The sequence below is a fragment of the Caulobacter sp. SRI_014 genome, assembly GCF_057586315.1.
In genome coordinates, this window is record NZ_JBYCZQ010000015.1 from 26204 (window position 1) to 47620 (window position 21417).

Below are 21417 nucleotides of genomic sequence, written 5' to 3' on the forward strand. Positions count from 1 at the left end.
CAATTCGCTCGGGGGGAGCTGATGCGAGCGTCCGTGATCTTGCCGATCATGGTCCTCTGCCTGTGCGGGGGCCTGCTGACAATCGCCCGATCAGGAACCGCTCCGGACGAGCCGGTGGCTGGGCCACGCACGGGTATGGAACTCTTGCGGCAGTACGAGTGTCGACGAGCCGAGACCAAGGTTGTGCTTGTCAGGGGCAAGGAGGACAATTTCTCTCCTGAAGGCTCGGAGCCCCTGTTCCTTCGCCCAGGTCGGGACACCATCAGGACGGCGTCCCTTGTGCGAGGCGGATCCTACGACCAGAGCCAGCCGGACCGCGGCGTCATGGACTCCTTCCGGACGCCGGCGCGGATTGCCAAGGGTCTCTTCGTCGTTAGCGTGAAGCCTGTCGGCTCCAACCAGACGGATTCGATTGCCATGGGCCGCCTCGAAACCACCTCAGGCCGCCTGCTGTTCAGCAAGGGAGTCGTCAGGCTTGGTGAAGGGGACGAATGGGGTGTCGATGGCTCTCTGCGCTTTGCGGAGCTGGGTCACATACCGCTGAACAGGCCAGACCCCGACGATCCTTCCCGAACGCTGCTGGATGAGTTCGGCGACCGTGCAGAGCCGGACTGGCTGGACGTCTGGATCCATGACGATACCAGCGTTGATTTCATGGGCCTGGCGGTCTGTGTCAAACCCCCGGGGGGCAAGGGACTGGCCCTGTCGGTGAGGCCGGCCGCGAACGAGTACGCCCCGGACATCATCACCTTCAGCTGCAATGTCGGCGACAACAGTACGCCGATCTGTGACGCCATCTTCGGCGATACCCCTTGCGGCGCCGCCCTTCCCGTCGCGTGCCTGCGTCCCGGCCAGATTCCGGCTCCATCATCCCACTACTGGGATCGGTGGAACTGGACCGGGGGCGACATCGCCCTGACCCGGCCCGTGGCGGCGGCGAGGTTTGCTTCGATCAGGGATGTTGACCGCTACTGTGCCCAGAGCTTGGGGCCTGGGTGGCGAACCGCAGCGATGCACGACGGTGGGCGGGCCGGCGGAATCGCCGGTCGGGGCCAGGCGCCCGGCGGTCCCACCCGCGCCTGGGTCGACATCGTCGACCAACCCTACGGGACCTGTTGGACACGATGAGCGGCGCGCCCAGCCTCGTCGGCATTCTGGAGGATGACCCGGAACTTCGGCTGTACCTCGAACAGATCGTCCGCGAGTCCGAGGACCTCCTTCTGGCGTTTTCGGCGGGGACAGTCGCCGCCGCCACGGCCCAGATGACTGAGGTCCGGCCTGATCTCTGCCTCGTCGATATCGGTTTGCCGGATGGCAGCGGGCTGGACTTCATCGTCTGGCTGAAGGCGGCGCATCCGACACGCTGCCTCATCCTGACGGTGCTCGGGGATCGTGAGAGCGTCCTCAGCGCCCTGAGGTCGGGAGCGGACGGTTATCTGCTGAAGGACACGCCGCCGGAACAGCTCCGCCGGGCGATCACGGCCACTATCGCCGGGGAAACCCCGCTCAGTCCGCAGGCCGCGACCTATCTGCTGAACATCTTCAAGGCCTCCGCGCCGGCCCCGGAGGAGAGAGACGCAAGCCTGTTGACGTCAAGGGAGGTGGAGGTCCTGAAGCTTTTCTCGCGGGGGCTCAGCTACCGGGAAACCGCGGGGATACTTCAGGTTTCACCTCACACCATCGGCGATTACGTCAAGGCCATCTACGGCAAACTGAGCGTGCATTCCCGGACCGAAGCCATCTTTGAGGCGCGGCAGCTGGGCCTGATACGACCGCTGGACTAGTCACCGTCGTCCCAGTCAGGGCGGTCGTCCGGGATCACGATAACCACGCGTGTTCCGGACGAGGTCCCGGCCGGCTCGAAGCTGAGGGCGCCGCCCAGCCGGCCGGCGCGATAGGCCATGTTGCCCAGGCCCTTGCCCGTCCTTGTCCGTTCAGGATCCAGACCGACCCCATCATCAGCAACCTCGATCCGCAGGCCCCGTGCGCCGGCCCGGCGGATCAAAACCTTCAGGTTCTGGCCCCCGGAATGACGGGCTGCATTGGTGACCGCCTCCTGCAGGAGCCGATACAGGTGCAAAATCCAGCGCGGATCTTCGGCCTGGTCACCTAGGTCCTCGGACTGATCCCAGATCAGGGTTAGTCCGGCGGCCTCCACCTGTGGTCCGGTCCGCGATCGGAAGGCGGCAAGGGCGGAAGACAGGCTTTCGCCGACCGCGTCCAGGGAGTCGACGACCAGGCGCAGGTCGGTCAGCCCGCCCATGAGTTCGTGCTCGATCTGGTCAATGTCGATGCGACGGGTGCGGACACGGGCGATCAGCGAGGTCAACGTCCCGCCGAGACCATCGTGCATATCCCTCGCCAGCCGCTGACGCTCCTCAAGGATCGTCGAGCGGCGCATTTCCTGGTTCAACGCCCGTGAGGTCGCCTCGATCTCGACCCGCTGGAGCCGAACCAGGCGGGACAGGTCCAGGTTGGCCAAGGCCAGGCGGACAAGCGTCCGCCCGGCGGTTACGCCTGACGCCAGGGCCAGCGCCGCGGAGAGAAGTCCCAGTCCAAGGCCGTAGACCACTTCGAGCCTGAGGATCCAGAGACCCGAAAACGGCTCGAACGCGGTCCAGAGTGCGCTCGCGACGGTTACGGCGCACAGCCCCGCGAGCATGCCCGCCGCGATCTCTGCGAGCCGCACTCTGATCCCCTGGGTGGGCAGGACAGAGAGAGGACGATTGAACCCGGCGCACAGCAGTGAGAGGACTGCCAGGGCGAGAAGCAATCGATCAATCAGCAGGCGCCATGGATCGAGGTCGGCGGGGAGCATGGCTCCGTCAAGCGCCGCCCGGCAACCCGCAGCCGCGGCCGCCGCAGACAGGGCCAGAAACCAGGTCCGTGAAGACGCCGAGAGCATCGCGGTCAGCGCAAGAACGGCCGCGAACAAGGCCAGAGGCGCGGCGAAGGCATGCGCCAGCCGCACCCAGGCCGTCAGCCTGGCGATCATCGGAGCGATCGCGGCCTCGCTTGCAAGCACGGGCGGGGCGGCCAGAACCCGTCCCTGAGCGCCCGAGAGGACAACATCGACCCGGTTCAGTCCGGGCCGGAAGTATTGCTCGGGGATGGCGGCGGTCATCGGCCGAAAACTCGACAGGGCGAGGTATCGAGGCCCGGCCGGCGCTGCCGGCACCTCGGCGCCATTTACAAACACCGTCGGTTCGCCGGCGGCGGCCGGGAGAAGCAGCACATGGGCGCCGGGTCCAGGCCTCGCCGGCACGACGCCGGAGATTTGGACTGACGGCTTCGCCCAGGGCAGGTGATCTATGCGCCCGGGGCGTTCGCCAACCAACGGGCGTGCGGGCTGTCCATCCGGCGCCGGCTGGAGCCAGTAGATTGAATGGGTTGGCAGAGCGGCCCTGTTGACGTCGGCGTCCGGCGGCAGGGTCAGAAACGCGGCTCCGGCAAGGGCGAGCAACATGGCCGCCGCGCCGCCGGCCATGGCGCCCCGGGAGCGGTGTCGCGGGTGCTTTGATCCATCGGCGCGGACGGCCGTAGCGTCATGCATCAGCCCGGTGTCTCCCCCACAGTCCCCGAGCATGACAAACAGTCGCTGCCGGCGCCAGCAACTTGGCGGTCCGGCGGAACCTCTTGCTCAAGGTCAGTCCGAGTGGGCCATCTGTTCGGTTGAATGAAAATATAGAGCATGGCGGCATACGGGTATCGCCGCCGCCGAAGCCGGGCTGGCGGACTCCCCTGGCGACTGGCCGATCTGGGCCAGAGCGGCGGTGTAGGCGCCGGCGAGCAGGGCCGCGCAGGAGGCGGCCGTGATAATGGTTGGCTGGCGTTGCATGGTCCTCGAAGCCCTTCCTGAAATGACCCTCGAGAACGACGTTATGCGCACCTTGGGTGTGCGCCATCGCCCGGGCGGCTCATCCGGACGGCCTAGAGGAGGAGGCCGGGTTTGGGCCTAGCCCCAGCTCTCCGACGTGCCGGTGCGGCGGGCGTTCATCGGCGCGGCGTGTTTGATCGGCTGCCCGGGGGTTTCGCTCGGGCGGCCGTAGTACCAGCCCTGGGCCATGTCGACGCCGGCCTCGCGAACGGCGGTCTCGACCTCCTTGGTCTCGACCATCTCGGCGACGGTGCGGACCTTGAGGTCCTGGCACAGCTTGACGACGTGGCGCACCAGGGCGGCGTCGCGGCCACCGCCGGCCAGGTCGCGCACATAGCGGCCGTCGATCTTCACCACATCGACGGTCAAGGTCTGCAAATAGGCCAGCGAGGCCGAGCCGGCGCCGAAGTCGTCGAGGCAGACAACGCTGCCGGTCGAGCGAAGCGCCTGGATATGGCGGTTGGCCTGGGCCAGGTCGTCGATGGCGGCGCTTTCGGTGATCTCCAGGATCAGGCGTTGGGCGAGGCCGGGAGACTTGGTAATCAGACGCTGCAGGCCTTCGACGAAGGGCCCGGAGCCGATGCTGCGGCCGGAGATGTTGACGGCCAGGCGCAGTTCGCCCGTGCGGTCGCCCTTCAGCCGGCGGATGGCCTGTTCGAGGACGGCGCGGTCGAGTTCTTCGATGAGATCGAACTCTTCGGCCATGCGGACCATGGCGAAGGGGCTGGCGTTGTCCTCGAAACGGACCAGGGCCTCGTGGTGATGCAGGCTGCCGTCGGCCAGGCTGACCACCGGCTGGAAGGCCAGGGCGAAGCGGCGCTGGCTGACCGCCGCGCCCAGTTCGCCGGCGCGTGCCAGGGTGCGGCGAACCGAGCGGTTCATGGCGTCGGCCATCGATTGCGGCGGCACGTCCTTCAACCCCTCGGCCATGAAGTCGTCGAGGGCGTAGCGCATGGCCCTGGCCAGTCGGCCGGGCGAGGCGATTTCCAGCGGCACCGACTGCACCTTGCCGGTGATCGGCGAGGCGCCGCAGGCGGTGGCGATGGCGCGGCTGAGGCGGCGGGCCACCAGGTCGGGGGTCTCGCCGGCCTCGCGCAGCAGGGCGAAGCGCTCGCCCTCCAGCCGGGCGGCGGCGCCGTGCTGGCCGGCCTCGGCGCGCAAGGCGCCGGCGACGCGGGCGTCGAGGGACTTTACCTCGGCGGCGGGCAGAGCCCTGCGGGCCTCCTCGAGTCCGGCCAGGTCGATCATCGCCAGTTCCAGCTCGCGGCCGGCCAGGTGGGCGGCCTCGGTCAGGCCCCGGGCGACGGCTTCAAAGCCGGCGCGGTCATGCATGCCGTCCTCGCCGCCACGAGTGTTAGGCAGGGGCGCGGCGATCAGGGCGCAGGAGATGCGGCCGCTGTTGCCGGGCAGCTTGCGCAGGGTGACGGCGGCGCCGTGCGCGCCGGCGCGGGCCAGGCGCAGAACGGCCGGTCCGCGACGCTGGCCCTCGTCCAGGCATTCGAGGATGGCGCCCAACAGCTGGACGTCCGTCTCGTCGAAAATGGCGCCGAGGGGTTGGCCGGCCAGGCCGCTTTCCGGGACGCCGAGCATCGACTGGGCAGCCCCGACGGCTTCCAGCACTGTGCCGGAGGCGTCGAGTTCAAGGAGCAGATCGCCGGCCGCGAAGGCAAAACCGAGCAGGGTGCGCGAGGAGGTAGCCAAGACAGAACTCCAGACAGGACTGCCTTGCTAGCGTCAGGTGCTTAAAGGGGTGTTGTCACACCGGTGCGTCAGCCCGTCACAGCACGGAATGTGTATCCACAATCCGGGCATTCTGCCCCCTGTCGAACACACCGGCCCTATCGAGACTCCACAAACAGGGCGGCTGCGGCTACTCTTCGAATAACCGGTACGGCAGAGACCGATTTGGAGGAGGCCGCGATGTCCTACGCCCAGGGGCGCGTCATGAACGACGCCGACAGCCACATCATGGAAAGCGAGGACTGGCTGAGCGCCAATGCCGACGCTGCCGTGCGCGACCGCCTGATCCCGCTGCGGCTGGAGGCCGGCGGGGCCGGGGCGGCCGAGGCCATCCGCCGGGCCAAGGCGCGGCAGACCGACGAGGCGGCGACGGCGGCGATCGCGTCCAACGTGGTCTCGGGCCCCAAGGGCTGGGGCGCCTATGGGGCGATGAACCCGGACGAGCGGCGTCGGGCGCTGGACGACCTCGGCTTCTCGCGCCAGCTGGTCTTCACGACCTTTGCCGGCAGCCAGTTCCTGCGCAGCGACGACCTGGAAGTGAAGTACGGCGGCTCGCGGGCCCTGAACCGGGGCATGGCCGACTTCTGCTCTGGTGACAAACGGCTGATCCCGGTCGGAATGGTTCCGCTCGATGATCCTGCCCAGGCGCTGATCGAGGTCGATCTGGCGATCAAGGCCGGCATCGGGGCTATCTGGCTGCCGGCCAGCCCGGCCGGCGGGCGCTCGCCGGGCCACCCGGATCTTGACCCGGTCTGGCGCCGGATGAGTGAGGCGGGCGTGCCCTTCATGCTGCATGTCGGCGGCTCGCCGCCGGTGCTTGACCCGGCCTATCAGAACAATGGTCATCCCCGGCCCACCGACTGGCTGGGCGGCGGCGAGAACCTGCGGGCCAAGGACTTTTTCGTGCTCAGCTTCGCGCCGCAGATGTTCCTCTCGGCCCTGGCCCTCGACGGCGTCTTCGACCGCTTCCCGAACCTGCGGGGCGGGGTCATCGAGCTGGGCGCCGGCTGGGTTCCGGACTTCATGCGTCGCCTCGACCAGGCCTGGAAGAGCTGGAAGAAGACCGATCCGGTGGTCGGTGGTTTGAGCCGTCCGCCCTCGGAGTTCATCCGCCGGGCCGTGCGCTTCACCCCCTTCGCCACCGAGGACGCCGGGCTGATCATCCGCGAGGGCGGCGAGGAGCTGTTCCTGTTCTCCAGCGACTTCCCGCACCCGGAAGGGACAAAGGACCCGATCGGGCGGTTCGAGGCGACCTTCGAGGGTCTGTCGGAAGAGGGCAGGGACCGCTTCTACCGCAGGAACTTCGACGACATGTTCCTCACGGCCTGAGCCGGTGTTCCGCAAAAATGTTCTCGCCGAAAACGAGAACATATTGCGAACGAGAACAAACCATGTACTTATGCCCTCAACGCGCCGGGCGGGCCGGCGAGAATCGTGGGACAAGGTGGAAAGTACATGGCTAATCAGGCGGCATTGAAGCTCGTGGGTAAAGACGACGGTGACAAGCAGCGCGCGCTCGAAGCGGCGCTGAGCCAGATCGATCGGGCGTTCGGCAAGGGCTCGGTGATGAAGCTGGGCGTGAAGGGCAAGATCGAGGAGATCGAAAGCGTCTCCACCGGTTCGCTCGGCCTCGACATCGCACTCGGCATCGGCGGCCTGCCCAAGGGCCGGATCATCGAAATCTACGGCCCGGAAAGCTCGGGCAAGACCACCCTGGCCCTGCATGTGGTGGCCGAGGTCCAGAAGGCCGGCGGCACCGCCGCCTTCGTCGACGCCGAGCATGCGCTGGATCCGTCCTACGCCCACAAGCTGGGGGTCAACCTCGACGAGCTCCTCGTCTCGCAGCCGGACACCGGCGAGCAGGCGCTGGAGATCACCGACACCCTGGTGCGGTCGAACGCCGTCGACATCATCGTCATCGACTCCGTGGCGGCCCTGACGCCGCGCGCTGAAATCGAAGGTGAGATGGGTGACAGCCTGCCGGGTCTGCAGGCCCGTCTGATGAGCCAGGCGCTGCGCAAGCTGACCGGCTCGATCCACAAGGCCAAGACCATCGTCATCTTCATCAACCAGATCCGCATGAAGATCGGGGTGATGTACGGCAGCCCGGAGACGACGACCGGCGGTAACGCCCTGAAGTTCTACGCCTCGGTTCGCCTCGACATCCGCCGCACCGGCTCGGTCAAGGTCCGTGACGAGATCATCGGCAACAACGTCCGGGTCAAGGTCGTCAAGAACAAGGTGGCCCCGCCCTTCCGCGAAGTCGAGTTCGACATCATGTACGGCCAGGGCATCTCCAAGCTTGGCGAGATCATCGACCTGGGGGTGAAAGCCGGGGTCATCGAGAAGTCGGGCAGCTGGTTCTCCTGGAACAGCCAGCGCATTGGCCAGGGCCGCGACAACGTCCGGGAGTTCCTGAAAGCCAACCCGGACATGGCCGCCGAGATCGAGGCCCAGGTCCGCGGCAAGTCGACCGATATCGAGGAAGAGCTGCTCGTCGGCCCGACCGAGGAAGACGACGTCTAGGCTCAAGCCTCGAGCGAAATGCTCGCGGCCGGCCGGGGATGAGGCGCCGATCCACCCTCGTGCGCCCATCCCGCCCCGCACTTGGCGGGCCGCAGCTAAAGGACGTCCGCCGAAAGGCGGGCGTCCTTTTCTTATGGGGACAGGTACGCCTCCGGCTGTTGGCGGCTGCTGATCAACGATGCGCGGCGCGAACCGGTCCCCACCGGCAACGGCTCCTGCTAAAGTCGTCAGCGACGCTTGCCACAAGTCATGACACCGGTTACCTGACCGGAAACACGATCTCTCGGGAGGACCTCGTCACATGTTCGCCAAGACCCTTCAGGCTACCCATCCGGACATGATGGACGGCGCCACAAACGACCAACTGCGCGACCGTTACCTGCTGACCGGTCTGTTCGTCGATGGCCAGGTGGTGCTCAACTACAGCCACAACGAACGCTTCGTGATCGGCGGTGCGGTTCCCGGCGCTGCGCCTCTGAAGCTGCCCGACCAGACCGAACCGGCCAGCGCCGCCGGCCATCCGTTCCTGGAACGCCGCGAGTTGGGCATCATCAACGTCGGCGGAGCCGGCAAGGTGACGGTCGATGGCCAGGCCTTCGACCTGGGTCCCCGCGATGGTCTCTATGTCCCGATGGGCACGAAGGACGTGGTCTTCGAAGGGGAGGGCGCCCGCTTCTACCTCGCCTCGACCCCGGCCCACGCCCGCTTCGAGGTCAAGAAGATCGACATCACCCAGGCCACGCCCCTGGAGCGCGGCTCGCTGGAGACCTCCAACGAGCGGACCATCTACCAGTACATCATCCCCGGCGTCTGTCAGTCGGCCCAGCTCCTGCTCGGCCTGACCATTCTGAAGACCGGCAGTGTCTGGAACACCATGCCGCCCCACCTGCATGACCGCCGTTCGGAGATCTATTTCTACTTCGACCTCAAGGGCGACGAGCGGGTCTTCCACTTCATGGGCGAGCCCGACAGCGCCCGCCACATCGTGGTCGCCAACGAGGAAGCCGTGGTCAGCCCGCCCTGGTCGATCCACATGGGCTCGGGCACCGCCAACTACGCCTTCATCTGGGCCATGGGCGGCGAGAACCTGGACTACACGGACATGAACGTCCTCGACATCTGCCAACTCAAGTAGGGTCCGCACCATGAGCGACCTCTTCAGCCTGGCCGGCCGTACCGCCATGGTCACCGGCGCCAATACCGGCCTTGGCCAAGCGATGGCTGTCGCCCTTGCCGAGGCCGGGGCCGACATCGTCGCCGTTGGACGGTCGGCCGTGACGGAGACCGAGGCCGCCGTAAAGGCGACCGGTCGCGGCTTCCACTTCATCCAGGCCGACCTTGGCCAGCCGAACATCTCAGGCGACGTCATCGCCGCCGCCAAGTCGGCTGCCGCCGCGCCCGACATCCTGGTCAACAACGCCGGCATCATCCGCCGCAACGACGCCCTCGACTTCACCGAAGAGGACTGGGACGCGGTCATGGATGTGAACCTGAAGACCGCCTTCTTCCTCTCCCAGGCCGCGGCCCGTGAGATGGTCCAGCAGGGCGCCGGAAAGGTGATCAACATCGCTTCCATGCTGTCTTTCCAGGGCGGCGTGCGCGTGGCTTCCTATGCGGCAAGCAAGAGCGGCATCGCCGGTCTGACGCGGCTGCTGGCCAATGAGTGGGCGGCCAAGGGAATCAATGTGAACGCCATCGCGCCCGGCTATTTCTCGACCAACAACACCACGGCCTTGCGGGCCGATGAGGCGCGCAACAAGTCCATCCTCGAGCGCATCCCGGCCGGCCGTTGGGGCCAGCCGTCGGACCTTGGCGGCGCGGCCGTGTTCCTGGCCTCGGCGGCCTCGAACTATGTGCATGGCGCCATCCTGCCCGTGGACGGGGGATGGCTGGCCCGCTGACCGGTTCGTCCGCCTCCAATGGCCAGGTCCGCAAGAACCTGAACCTGCTCGGCGACCTGCTCGCCGAGGCCATCCGCTATCTGGACGGCGAGGACGCCGCCCGCCTGGTCGAGGCCGCCCGCGCGGCGGCCGAGGAGGGCGGTGAGGCCCCGCATCTGGGCTTCCTGTTCAATGCGGTGACTCCGTCGGAAGCCTCGCTGCTGGCCCGCGCCTTCGCCTGCGCCTCGATGCTGGCCAACATCGGCGAGGATGTCGCCGGCCGCCGGCAGGAGGCCGAGGCCGAGAGCCTTGCCGAAATCGCCACCCTGGCTGACGCGCTGAAGGCCCTTGGCCCCTCCGGGCGCCAGGCGCTGGACGGCCTGTCGGTCACCCCGGTGCTGACCGCCCATCCGACCGAGGTCCGCCGCCGGGCCCTGGTTGAGCGCCAGGTCGAGATCGCTCGGTTGATGGCCCTGCGCCGGCATCACCTGCCGCCGGACCTCGACCGTCAGATCCGCGAGGACCTGTTCCGCGAGACGGCCCTGCTCTGGCGCACGCGGCTGTATCGCCCCGAAAAGATCACCGTCGCCGACGAGATCCGCAATGCTCTCTCGGTGGTGCGCACCGCCATCCTTCCCGCGCTGATCGAGCTCTACGACCGCTGGGGCGAGGAGATCGGCGAGCTGGGCCCAATCCTCAAGCTCGGCACCTGGCTGGGCGGCGACCGCGACGGCCACCCCGGCGTCGGGGCCGAGACGCTTGCCCTGGCGCTGCGCTCCCAGGCCCGGCTGATTCTCGACCACTATGCCGGCGAGGTGCGCCGCCTGTGGTCGGACCTGGCCATCTCCACCGCCTACGGCCCGGCCTCCGAAGACCTGCTGGCCCTGGCCATGCAGGCCGACCAGCCGAGCGTCCATCGCCTCGACGAGCCCTATCGGCTGGCCTTCGAATGGATCTTCGACCGCCTGTGCGCGACCTCGGTCAAGCTGACCGGCGTCCGCGTCGCCTATGCCGTCAGCCCGCCGGACGGCCCGGCCTATGGCTCGCCGGACGGTTTCATCGCCGACCTCGAGATCATCCGCGCCTCACTGGAAACCCATGGCGGCGCGCGCCTGGTCGGTGGCCGCCTGAAGACGCTGTTGGCCCTGGCCCGCGCCGCCGGCTTCCACCTGCTATCGGTCGACCTGCGCCAGAACTCGGATGTCCATGAGCGGGTGATCGCCGATCTGCTCAACCAGGCAGGCGGCGCCAAAGACTATCTGGCGCTCGACGAAGACGCCCGCGTCGCCATCCTGCTCGAGGAACTGGCCACCCCGCGCCCGCTGCGCTCGCCCTTCACCGCCTACGGCGAGGAGACGGCCCGCGAGCTCTCGATCATCGATGCCGCCGCCCGAGCCATCGCCGACTACGGCCCTGCCGCCATCGGCGCCTATGTCGTCTCCAAGTCGGCCACGGTGTCCGACATCCTCGAACCCCTGGTCTTGCTCAAGCAGGCCGGTCTGGTCTGGGGTGGAGCCCAGCCGCGCGCCGCGGTGCGGGTCAGTCCGCTGTTCGAGACCATCGGCGATCTAGAGGCCGGGCCTGCCGTGCTGCGCGCCTGGCTGGAGACCGACGCCGCCAAATCCCTGCTCGGCGCCTCGCCCGTGCAGGAGGTAATGGTCGGCTACTCGGACAGCAACAAGGACGGCGGCTACGTCGCCTCCCGCTGGGGCGTGGCCCGGGCGGCCACTGCGCTCGCGGCCGAATGCGACCGCCTGGGCGTCGGCCTGCGCATCTTCCACGGCCGCGGCGGTTCGGTCGGACGAGGCGGGGGCCCCGCCGCGGAGGCCGTGCTGGCCCAGCCGCCGGGCACCGTCCAGGGCCGGTTGCGGATGACCGAGCAGGGGGAGATGATCTTTCGCCGCTTCGGCGACCAGCCCACCGCCCGCCGCAACCTCGAAGGCCTGACTGCCGCCGTCCTCACCGCCACCGCCCGACCGCGGGACGCCGTGCCGGCAAAGGCCGTTGAAGCCATGGACGCCCTGGCGGCCGGCGCCTTCGCCCACTACCGTGAGCTGGTCTACGACACCCCGGGCTTCGAGGACTTCTTCTGGTCGGCGACCCCGATCGCAGAGATCGTCACCCTCAACATCGGCAGCCGGCCGGCCTCGCGCACCAAGAGCCGCAAGATCGAGGATCTGAGGGCCATTCCCTGGGTGTTCAGTTGGTCGCAGGCGCGGGTCATGCTGCCGGGCTGGTACGGTCTGGCCGGCGGGGCGCAGCGGGCGGGCCTGGAGCCGGCCCGGCTTGCCGAGCTGGCGGCGGAGTTCGACATCGTCGAGGCCCTGCTGTCGAACATGGAACTGGCCCTGGCCCAGAGCGACATGAGGCTGGCGGCCCGCTATGCGGCGCTGTGCGAGGACCGGGCCAGCGGCGATCCAATCTTCGACACCATCCGGCGCGAGCACGACGCGGCCGTTGACCTGGCCCTGGCCATCCGGGGCGGCACAAGGCTGCTCGACGACCGGCCGGACCTGGCCGAGTCGGTGGCATTGGCGGCAGGCTCGGTGGGCCCCCTCAACCACCTGCAGCTCGAACTGCTCAGTCGTCGCCGCAAGGGCGACGACAGCGAGGAGACGCGGCTGGCTATCCAGCTGACCGTGACCGGCATCGCAGCAGGCCTGCGCAACACCGGCTAACCTGATCGCTTGACCCCTCCCGCTTCGATCCGGCCAGCGGCGACCTGGTAATCATCCTGGCCGGAAGCCTGCTCGGCTGGCTGACTCGCCGACGGCCTCAGGCCAGGCTGGCGAGATAGGCCTCGAAGTTCGTCCAGCCATCGCCGTCCTTGTCGCCCGCGCCATCGGTTCCATCGACCGGGTTGAGCCCGTGCTGCCGCTCCCAGGCGTCGCCTATGCCGTCGCGGTCCATGTCAGCCGGGGCGGGGCCGCCCTTCAGCACCGGCCAGCCGCCGACGTCCTGTTCGCTGTCGATCAGCCCACCGCTTCGGTCCCGCACGCCGGCAAGGATGCGCAGATCGACCGCATCGCGAACCTTCGAGGCGCCGGCGCGGTCGAGTACGGCCCAGGAGGCGACATCCGCGCTGGTGGTGGTGACATTCGACGCAGCGAGGGGGCCGCTCGCCCTATAGCCCGCCGGCGGCTTGCAGCCGACCAGGCTCCAGGGATCGGCGGGAACCATCCCGGCCATGCTGTTGCCTTCGAACCAGGCGCGCGACAGGCTGTTGTCCTCGCAGAAGGCCAGGCCTTGGCCGCCGCTGGAAGGCCCCGGAAAATAGCTGTTGCCGATGAAGTCATACGCCGCATGCGCCGCCGTGTCGGCGTTGTAGCCGGCATGGCCGCCGCCCCAGTTGTAGAAGACGTTGTTGCGGAACTCGATGAAGGGGCCGACCGGGTCGACCTCCGGGCCGTTGTAGTTGCCGGGCCGGGGCATGCGCGCCTGGTGGTTGGCCCAGAGGTTGTGGTGGAAGCTCATCCGCGCCCCGTAGCCGCCCCGGATCAGGCTGCCGTAGCCGTGGCGGCCCTTCTCGTGCAGCGAGCGGTTCAGGCTCTCGGCGATCAGACTCCACTGCACGGTGACGTCATAGACGCCGTCCTCGGGCGGGCTGTAGCGGCTGCCGACCGACAGCGTCTCATCAACCGACCAGCTGGCCGAGATGTGGTCAAGCACGATGCGGCTGCCGCGCGAGACGGTGACCGCGTCCTCCTGCACCCCCGACTCGCTGCCCAGCCGCACGCGAAGGAATCGCACCACGACATCGTCGGCGGCGACGACCAGCGGCTGGTCGGCCAGGGTGATTCCCTCGCCCGGAGCGGTCTGGCCGGCGATGGTGATCCGGCCGCGCGATATCTTGAGAGGCGATTTCAGGCGGATGGTTCCCGCGGTTTCGAACACCACCGTGCGCGGCCCCTTGGTCTCGACCGCGGCCCGTAGGCTACCCGGGCCCGCGTCCTCCAGATTGGTCACGAAAAGCACCGAACCGCCGCGCCCGCCTTGGGAAAACCGTCCGTGGCCCTCGGCGCCGGGAAAGGCGGGCAGAGGTTCGGCGGCGTCGGAGGGGACGGCCAGGGCGGCGAGGGCGGTCCCCATCAGGCAGGCGGTCAGGCGGCTCAAGTTCAAATTCTCCCGGTAGGTGAACTTCGGTGGAAGTTCGGCGGAGGGGCTTGTCAAATCGTTCGAAACTGAGATATCAACGGCGATGATACCGGTGTCAAACAAGTTCTGACTTGCAATGACACCGGTGTCAAAACTTCCGAGCGTTGCCAGGAGGGCGGCGGTTCGGGATCGTGTCACAGGTAGGACGACGGCGGCGCCAGACCGCGAACGGCCTGAAAGGGGAGGGACTACAAGGTGTCCAACAAGGATCGTTCGCGCACTTCCATGCTGCGGTATGGCGCGCTCCGTTTCGGCGCTTCGCTGGCGGCCATGACCGTGGCGCTCGGCGCCGCCGGCTATGCCTCGGCGCAAGACACGCCGGCCGCCGACGACGCCGACGTCGATGAAGTCGTCATCAAGGGCTTCCGCGGGTCGCTGGCCAGCGCCGTCGAGGTGAAGCGTCAGGAAACCACCGTCGTCGACGCCATCAAGGCCGAGGACATCGCCGACTTCCCCGACCTGAACCTGGCTGAATCCATCCAGCGCATCCCGGGCGTTTCGATCGACCGTGACGCCGGCGAGGGCCGCTCGATCACGGTCCGCGGCCTTGGGGCCGACTTCACCCGCACCCGCATCAACGGCATGGAGGCCCAGGCCACCACCGGCGGCACCGACAGCTCGGGCGGCGCAAACCGCGGCCGCGGCTTCGACTTCAATGTCTTTGCTTCGGAGCTGTTCAACAGCATCACCATCCGCAAGACCGCCGCCGCCGAGACCGAAGAAGGTTCTCTGGGCGCCACGGTCGATCTGCGCACCACCCGGCCGTTCGATTACGACGGCTTCCAGATGGCGATGAGCGGCCAGTACGGCCTCAACGACCTGTCGGAAGAGTGGGACCCGCGCCTGGCCTTCCTGGTCAGCAACACCTTCTTCGACGACAAGGTCGGCGTCCTGGCCTCGATCGCCTACAGCGAGCGCAACCTGCTCGAAGAAGGCTTCAGCTCGGTGCGTTGGGAACGCGCCACCGACAACGGCGGCTTCTGCAGCCCGCTCGGCTTCGCCCCGCAAAACCCGACCAATAGCGGTTCGACCGGCTCCTCGGCGACCAACTGCGCCACGGGCGTCGCTCGCCCGGCCAACACGGCGGCCAACAACGCCGCCTACACGACGGTCAACAGCGCCAACGTCTTCCATCCGCGCCTGCCGCGCTACGGGCGGCTGGTGCATAGCCAGGAACGCCTGGGCTTCACCGGCGCCATCCAGTTCAAGCCGACCGACGACACCACCTTCAGCTACGATGTCCTCTATTCGAAGCTGGACGCCACCCGGCAGGAAAATTTCCTGGAATCGCTGTCGTTCAGCCGCAACGCGGCGGCCGGCGGCAAGACCCAGATCCACGTCCGGGACGCCGTCGTCGAGAACGGTGAGCTGGTCTATGGCGTGTTCGACAACGTCGATGTGCGGTCGGAGCAGCGCTACGACGAGCTCACCACCGAGTTCACCCAGCACACCCTGACCTTCGACCACAAGTTCAACGACAGCTTCAAGATGCGGGCCTACGTCGGCAACGCCAAGTCGGAGTTCGACAACCCGGTCCAGACGACGGTCACCTTTGACCGCCAGAACATCCAGGGCTTCAGCTACGACTTCCGCGGCAACCGCAACACGCCGCTGATCAACTACGGCTTCGACGTCTCCAACCCGGCCAACTGGGACTGGCGTCAGACCGGCACCACCGTGCCGCGCTCGGAAATCCGTATCCGTCCGAACGGCGTCAACACCGAGTTCAACTCCGGACAGCTCGACTTCGTGTGGGACACCACCGACTGGCTCACCCTGAAATTCGGTTACAACATCAAGTCCTACGAGAGCGACAGCTTCGACTTCCGCCGGACCGATGAAACCGTGGTTCCGGCCCTGCCGGTCGGCACCACCGTGGCCAACATCGCCAGCGTGCTGAGCGGTTTCGGCTCGGGCCTCGGCCAGCCGGGTGGCAACGACTCGAGCTGGGTGGTGCCGAACCTCAACGCCATCGCCAGCCTGTTCAACATCTACTGCAACTGCAACACCGGCGTCCCCGGCGGCGACTTCACGCTGACCAGCTTCACCAACGGCAACGCCCGCGGCGGCAACCGGTCGATCAAGGAAGAAGATCGCGCCTGGTACCTGCAGGGCGACTTCCGCTTCGACCTGTTCTGGGACATGCGCCTGCGCGGCAACCTCGGCATCCGGGCGGCCAACACCCGCCTCTACGCCGAGGGCTACAGCTCGACCGGCGGCGGCACCAAGGTTCACGGCACCAACGAGTACGACAACTACCTGCCGTCGCTGAACCTGGCGCTGGATGTCACCGACCAGTTCATGGTCCGCTTCGGCGCCGCCAAGGTCATGGCCCGTCCGCAGATCGGCAACACCCTGGCCGGCACCAACTACCTGGTCCCGACCACCTCGCTGGCGGCCTCCAGCCCCAACTTCACCGCCACCATCGGCAACGTGAAGCTGAAGCCCTTCGAGGCCAACACCTACGACCTGAGCTTCGAGTGGTACTTCGCTCCGGAAAGCCTGGTGTCGCTGTCGCTCTTCTACAAGGACATCGACACCTACATTCAGGTCATCCGCCAGGATCTGCCCTATTCGGACCTGACGGCCTTGAACGGCAGCGCCTTCGCGCCCGGCTTCTGCCTGCTGGCCAACAGCTGCAGCCCTTCGACCGTCTTCCAGCTGACCACCGCGGTGAACACCGAAGGCGGCCCGCTGAAGGGCTTCGAGATTAGCTACCAGCAGCCCTTCACCTTCCTGCCGGGCCCGTTCGCCAACCTCGGCGTCCAGCTGAACTACACCTACGTCCAGTCCGAGATCGATTACTGCAGCAACGCCCTGTGCACGACGGTCGTCACCGACGACCTGATCAACCTGTCGCCTAGCGCCTACAACGGCACCCTCTACTACGAGGATGACCGCTTCAGCGCCCGGGTGTCGGCGTCGTACCGCGAGGGTTACCTGCAGAACGTCCCGGGCCGGAACGGCAACCTGACCGAGGGCAAGACGGAGACGTTCAACGTCGACGCCTCGGCCTCGTTCAAGATCACCGACAAGCTGATGGTCACCGTCGAGGGGCTGAACCTCTCAGACGAGTTCAACCGTCAGTGGGTGGGCGGCGACGGTCGCGAAAGCACCAGCGTCTATCACCACACCGGCCGCCAAGTTTACTTCGGCTTCCGGTACACCTTCTAGCTTACCTCCTTGCGCAAACTGGGCGCCGGGAGTTGACCCCGGCGCCCAATTTTTTCGTCTAGGTTGGCGCCCTCAGAAGTTCACAGGAGCGCGTGATGACTCACGACCGGATGTCCGTACTTGCAGCGATGATGAAGCAGGGGGTTATCCCGGTCTTCTACCACCCGGACCCGGAGGTCTGCGTCAACGTCATCCAGGCCTGCGTCAACGGTGGCGCGCCCTGTATCGAGTTCACCAATCGCGGCGACTTCGCCTCCCACGTCTTCCTCGATGTGGCCCGTCACTTCGCCAAGGCCGATCCGCGCGTCATCATGGGTGTCGGCTCGATCGTCGATGCGCCGACGGCCGGCATCTACATCGCCAATGGCGCGAAGTTCGTCGTCGGTCCCATCCTCAACGCCGACGTCGCCGTGGTCTGCAATCGGCGGATGATCCCCTACAGCCCGGGTTGCGGCAGCGCCTCGGAGATTTCCTATGCCCAGGAGCTGGGCTGCGAGATCGTCAAGGTCTTCCCCGGGACCCAGGTCGGTGGGCCGGAGTTCGTCAAGGCGGTGCTCGGGCCCATGCCCTGGACCCGCATCATGCCCACCGGCGGCGTCGATCCCACCGAGGACAGCGTCAAAGCCTGGTTCGGCGCCGGCATCGTCGCGGCCGGCATGGGCAGCAAGCTGATCACCCAGGACCTGCTCGACGCCAAGGACTGGGGCGGCATCGAAACCAAGGTCCGCGAGACCGTCCAGCTGATCGAGAAGCACAGGAAAAGATGAGCGATATCCTCAACCTCCGTCCGGCCAAAGACTGCCGCTGGGATTGTGTGTCCTTCGGCGAGGTGATGCTGCGGTTCGATCCGGGCCACGGTCGGGTGCGCAATGCCCGCCAGTTCAACGTCTGGGAGGGGGGCGGCGAGTACAACGTCGCCCGCGCCATGCGCAAATGCTGGGGCAAGCGCGCCGCGGCGGTGACGGCGCTGCCGGTCAACGATCTGGGCTGGCTGGTCGAGGACCTGATGATGCAGGGCGGGGTCGACACCAGCCACGTGATCTGGCGCGAGTTCGACGGCATCGGCCGCAACACCCGGGTGGGCCTGAACTTCACGGAGAAGGGCTTCGGCGTCCGCGCCGCCCTCGGCTGCTCCGACCGCGCCAACTCGGCGGCCAGCCAGATCGCGCCAGGCGAGGTCGACTGGGAAAAGCTGTTCGGCGAGGAAGGCGTGCGCTGGTTTCACACCGGCGGCATCTTCGCGGCCCTTAGCCCGAATACGGCTCAAGCGGTCATCGAGGCGGTGAAGGTGGCCCGCAAGTACGGCACCATCATCTCCTACGACCTGAACTACCGGGCCAGCCTGTGGAAGAGCCAGGGCGGCAAGCCCGGGGCCCAGAAGATCAACCGCGAGATCGCCCAGTACGTCGATGTGATGATCGGCAACGAGGAGGACTTCACCGCCTGCCTCGGCTTCGAGGTCGAGGGCCTCGACGAGCACATCAGCGCCATCGACCCGGCCAACTTCAAGACCATGATCGCCACGGCGGTGCGCGAGTTCCCCAACTTCAAGGTCGCGGCCACGACGCTGCGCAACGCGAAGACTGCGACCTTCAACGACTGGTCGGCCATCCTCTGGGCCGGCGGCGAGTTCTACACCTCGCAGATGCGCGAGAACCTGGAAATCTTCGACCGGGTCGGCGGCGGCGACGGCTTCGCCTCGGGGCTGGCCTACGGCTTCCTGGAGGGCAAGGGACCGCAGGCGGCGGTGGATTACGGCGCGGCCCACGGGGCGCTGGCCATGACCACGCCTGGCGACACTTCGATGGTCCGCGCCGCCGAGGTCGAGGCGGTCATGCACGGCAAGGGCGCGCGGGTCATCCGGTGAACGCCACGTTGAAAAATCAACGTTCTCCTTAATTCACTTTCACGCTATGGTTGCCTTCTTGGAGGGGGCTATGGCGGCTTTGGAAATCGGCGAGGACCCACTGCGGCGGCACAGTCGCGTGGCCAGCATACTGGTATTGTTGGCAGTGCTGCTTGGGTGCGCAGCCTATGGCTTTGTAGGGCCACGGGCCCCGGTTGGAACGCCGATAAACGCGCCTAGCTTGGTGCTGTTCTCGCTCTGTGCCGCACTATTCTTCTTTGTTTTCCGATACCCTTTGGCCTTCAACGGCAGGAAATCTTGGCGGACCAACCTCGCAAACTTCCTTTGCCATATCGCCCTCGCTGTTGGATTCGGGCTCTTTTTTCACGCGGCCGTGGACGCTGGCGTCATGAGCATCGACTCGTTCGACGGCAATGAGGGCTTCTTCAAGATTGTCTTTCTGCTCTTCCTGGTTCCCGTCGCTGTTGGCACGTTCGTGGCGTTCTTTCTGCAGACAATACTCCGGTTCCCTGGATTGTTGCGGTTTCGATGGCTGATGGCCGGCGCGTTCGTCTTGGGCGCTTGCGTGGCGATCGTCCTTGAGTTCCTCGGTCCAGACAACACGCCGATGGTCTACTTGTCCGCCATAGTCGTACTTGCGGTTGGTCTGTTGTCGGTAGCAGTCGGGCTGTTCGCGGTCGCCAGTGAGTTGCCGCTCCGAAAGATTATATTTGATACGTTTCTGGTAATCGCAGGAATCTCGGCATATCTCGTTTTCAGTAAGCCGCTCATCGAGGCGATGACCAAAGCATCCAGTAGTTCAATTGAAAGCGACACACTTAATCAAATCGCACTCTTGTCAGCCATACTTCTGGGCCTTTTTGTCCTGGAGGGTTTTCTCGGCTTGGCGGGTCATTGGCTTGGACGATCACGGCGACGCAGGCGAGAGGATGACAACCGACCTGACAACCCCAGTCTGATCCTGTTTCTGGGGAGGTCTGTTGTTGCGCTGCTTTCCAACTTCTCAGTTCTGCTCACGCCCCTGGCGTGGCTGTCTTATCTGAGGAGTTCGGTCTTTTTGCAGCATCGTCTTGACGCCCGTTACGCGGTGGATCGGGCAGGGCGAAGACTTTCATTCTATTCAGGCGTGGCCGCCACCATTTGCTACCTGTTTTTGCTGTTTGGCGCGTTCTTCGCGATGAACGCATCCGGCGGTCGACCGAATGGCCCGGTGCTTGCTGTCGCCCTGATGGCTGCGGCGTTCTGCGTCTGGTGGCAACTTCGGCGGATCAGTCTCTATTATGAGAACGCTTAATCTTGCCCTGATCGTTCTTGGAATCGTTCTTTGCCTCGGGGCAGGTCAGGCCGCGACCTGTACCGAAGGCCCGTTTCTATTGGAGGTCAATCAAGGCCAGGATCGCGTCACCGTCGGATGGAACAAGCCTGCCGGATTGGAGGGGACCGACGTCGAACTGGAAATATCCGAACTCAGTCCCATCCTCACACGGCGGGGAAAGATAAAGGTCAAAGGGGGCGCGACGGCATGGGCATCGAGTTCTCGTAGGGCCTTGGGAACTGGTTTGTTTGACGTGAAGTCGCCGACGCAATGGACTGACGCAGGGGTGCTCACGCCCGGATCGGAATACAGCCTGCGGTTCAAGTTCATTTCTAAGGACAAGGCCTCCAAGAATCGGGTCGTGCACTGTGTCACCACGAAAGTTGCGCTCACCTCTTCGCACGAACCAAAGAGGCCTTCGCTGTTGGGCGATGCCAGGCTGGCGACGATCGGGCTCGCGGGCCTCTTCCTTGGACTCGTGATCCTGCCCGGTGCATTTTTCCTGTTTACCGCCGCGCCAGCTCTAGCGGATACGCCCAGAGCGCTTCGGGGAGATATCGAGATCAAATCCGCTTTGCGGCGCTATGCAGGCGATCGCTCAATGAAAGGGTTTGTGCGCACTCTTTCTTTCGTCGGTGCATGCCTGTTGTTGATCAAGACCCGCCTGCCCTTGATCTTGGCCGCCCAGATTGATCCAGAGGATGTTGGGTTTCTGGAGCGCGCGCTTGGCATTCTCGGTCGAATGAGCCCTCAAGAATGGCGTCTTGATCACCGCAACCTGTTGAAGGAGGCCACCGGTGGGAAGGCGGCCAAGCCTGTGAAGGCTAGGTCAAAGAAAAGCGCCCCGCCGTAACCGGCGAGGCGCTCCCTTTGCACACAAGAG

General features: G+C 66.3%; 15 protein-coding genes. 12 read left to right on the forward strand and 3 right to left on the reverse strand.

Annotated features, from left to right (window positions below):
- Window positions 1-33 precede the first annotated feature (33 nt).
- Window positions 34-1128 (forward strand): hypothetical protein, encoded by a 1095-nt coding sequence (locus AC2YG9_RS21800; RefSeq protein ID WP_487300105.1) that lies wholly within the window; start codon window positions 34-36, stop codon window positions 1126-1128.
- A complete protein-coding gene (locus AC2YG9_RS21805) occupies window positions 1125-1784 on the forward strand; it encodes a response regulator (protein ID WP_487300106.1) in 660 nt (219 codons plus the stop codon). The genes AC2YG9_RS21800 and AC2YG9_RS21805 overlap by 4 nt, the downstream gene beginning before the upstream one ends.
- Here the strand turns inward: AC2YG9_RS21805 and AC2YG9_RS21810 are convergent.
- Both AC2YG9_RS21810 and AC2YG9_RS21815 read right to left on the reverse strand, forming a co-directional pair.
- Window positions 1781-3553, reverse strand: a complete 1773-nt coding sequence (locus AC2YG9_RS21810) for a sensor histidine kinase (protein ID WP_487300107.1) — start codon at window positions 3551-3553, stop codon at window positions 1781-1783. The genes AC2YG9_RS21805 and AC2YG9_RS21810 overlap by 4 nt on opposite strands.
- A gap of 402 nt (window positions 3554-3955) precedes the next feature.
- Complete coding sequence (locus AC2YG9_RS21815) at window positions 3956-5578, reverse strand: EAL domain-containing protein (RefSeq protein WP_487300108.1); 1623 nt, start codon at window positions 5576-5578, stop codon at window positions 3956-3958.
- Window positions 5579-5797: 219 nt separating this feature from the next.
- On the opposite strand from AC2YG9_RS21815, the gene AC2YG9_RS21820 reads away from it, so the two are divergent.
- From AC2YG9_RS21820 to ppc, 5 genes are all read left to right on the forward strand, one after another.
- The gene (locus AC2YG9_RS21820; RefSeq protein ID WP_487300109.1) at window positions 5798-6946 is read left to right on the forward strand and encodes an amidohydrolase family protein; all 1149 of its coding nucleotides are present in this window, start codon (window positions 5798-5800) and stop codon (window positions 6944-6946) included.
- Window positions 6947-7072: 126 nt separating this feature from the next.
- On the forward strand, window positions 7073-8143 hold the full coding sequence (recA, locus tag AC2YG9_RS21825; protein WP_487300110.1) for a recombinase RecA: 1071 nt from the start codon (window positions 7073-7075) through the stop codon (window positions 8141-8143).
- A gap of 301 nt (window positions 8144-8444) precedes the next feature.
- Window positions 8445-9278 (forward strand): 5-dehydro-4-deoxy-D-glucuronate isomerase, encoded by an 834-nt coding sequence (gene kduI, locus AC2YG9_RS21830; protein ID WP_487300111.1) that lies wholly within the window; start codon window positions 8445-8447, stop codon window positions 9276-9278.
- A 10-nt stretch (window positions 9279-9288) separates the two neighbouring features.
- Window positions 9289-10044, forward strand: coding sequence for a 2-dehydro-3-deoxy-D-gluconate 5-dehydrogenase KduD (kduD, locus tag AC2YG9_RS21835; RefSeq protein ID WP_487300112.1), 756 nt, complete (start codon window positions 9289-9291; stop codon window positions 10042-10044).
- Window positions 10029-12701, forward strand: a complete 2673-nt coding sequence (ppc, locus tag AC2YG9_RS21840) for a phosphoenolpyruvate carboxylase (protein ID WP_487300113.1) — start codon at window positions 10029-10031, stop codon at window positions 12699-12701. The genes kduD and ppc overlap by 16 nt, the downstream gene beginning before the upstream one ends.
- A gap of 97 nt (window positions 12702-12798) precedes the next feature.
- Here ppc and AC2YG9_RS21845 read toward each other — a convergent pair whose 3' ends face one another.
- On the reverse strand, window positions 12799-14136 hold the full coding sequence (locus AC2YG9_RS21845; protein WP_487300114.1) for a pectate lyase family protein: 1338 nt from the start codon (window positions 14134-14136) through the stop codon (window positions 12799-12801).
- A 267-nt stretch (window positions 14137-14403) separates the two neighbouring features.
- Between AC2YG9_RS21845 and AC2YG9_RS21850 the strand changes: the two genes are divergently transcribed.
- The 5 genes from AC2YG9_RS21850 (at window position 14404) to AC2YG9_RS21870 (ending at window position 21387) form a co-directional block, all read left to right on the forward strand.
- The gene (locus AC2YG9_RS21850; protein WP_487300115.1) at window positions 14404-17352 is read left to right on the forward strand and encodes a TonB-dependent receptor; all 2949 of its coding nucleotides are present in this window, start codon (window positions 14404-14406) and stop codon (window positions 17350-17352) included.
- Window positions 17353-17447: 95 nt separating this feature from the next.
- Window positions 17448-18119 carry a bifunctional 4-hydroxy-2-oxoglutarate aldolase/2-dehydro-3-deoxy-phosphogluconate aldolase gene (locus AC2YG9_RS21855; RefSeq protein ID WP_487300116.1) on the forward strand — a complete coding sequence of 224 codons (672 nt, stop codon included), beginning with the start codon at window positions 17448-17450 and terminating at the stop codon, window positions 18117-18119.
- Window positions 18116-19219: a PfkB family carbohydrate kinase gene (locus tag AC2YG9_RS21860; protein WP_487300117.1), complete on the forward strand. Its 1104-nt coding sequence runs from the start codon at window positions 18116-18118 to the stop codon at window positions 19217-19219. Before AC2YG9_RS21855 ends, AC2YG9_RS21860 begins: the two co-directional genes overlap by 4 nt.
- Before the next feature lie 70 nt (window positions 19220-19289).
- On the forward strand, window positions 19290-20513 hold the full coding sequence (locus tag AC2YG9_RS21865; RefSeq protein ID WP_487300118.1) for a hypothetical protein: 1224 nt from the start codon (window positions 19290-19292) through the stop codon (window positions 20511-20513).
- Window positions 20500-21387, forward strand: a complete 888-nt coding sequence (locus tag AC2YG9_RS21870) for a hypothetical protein (protein ID WP_487300119.1) — start codon at window positions 20500-20502, stop codon at window positions 21385-21387. Before AC2YG9_RS21865 ends, AC2YG9_RS21870 begins: the two co-directional genes overlap by 14 nt.
- Window positions 21388-21417: the final 30 nt, after the last annotated feature.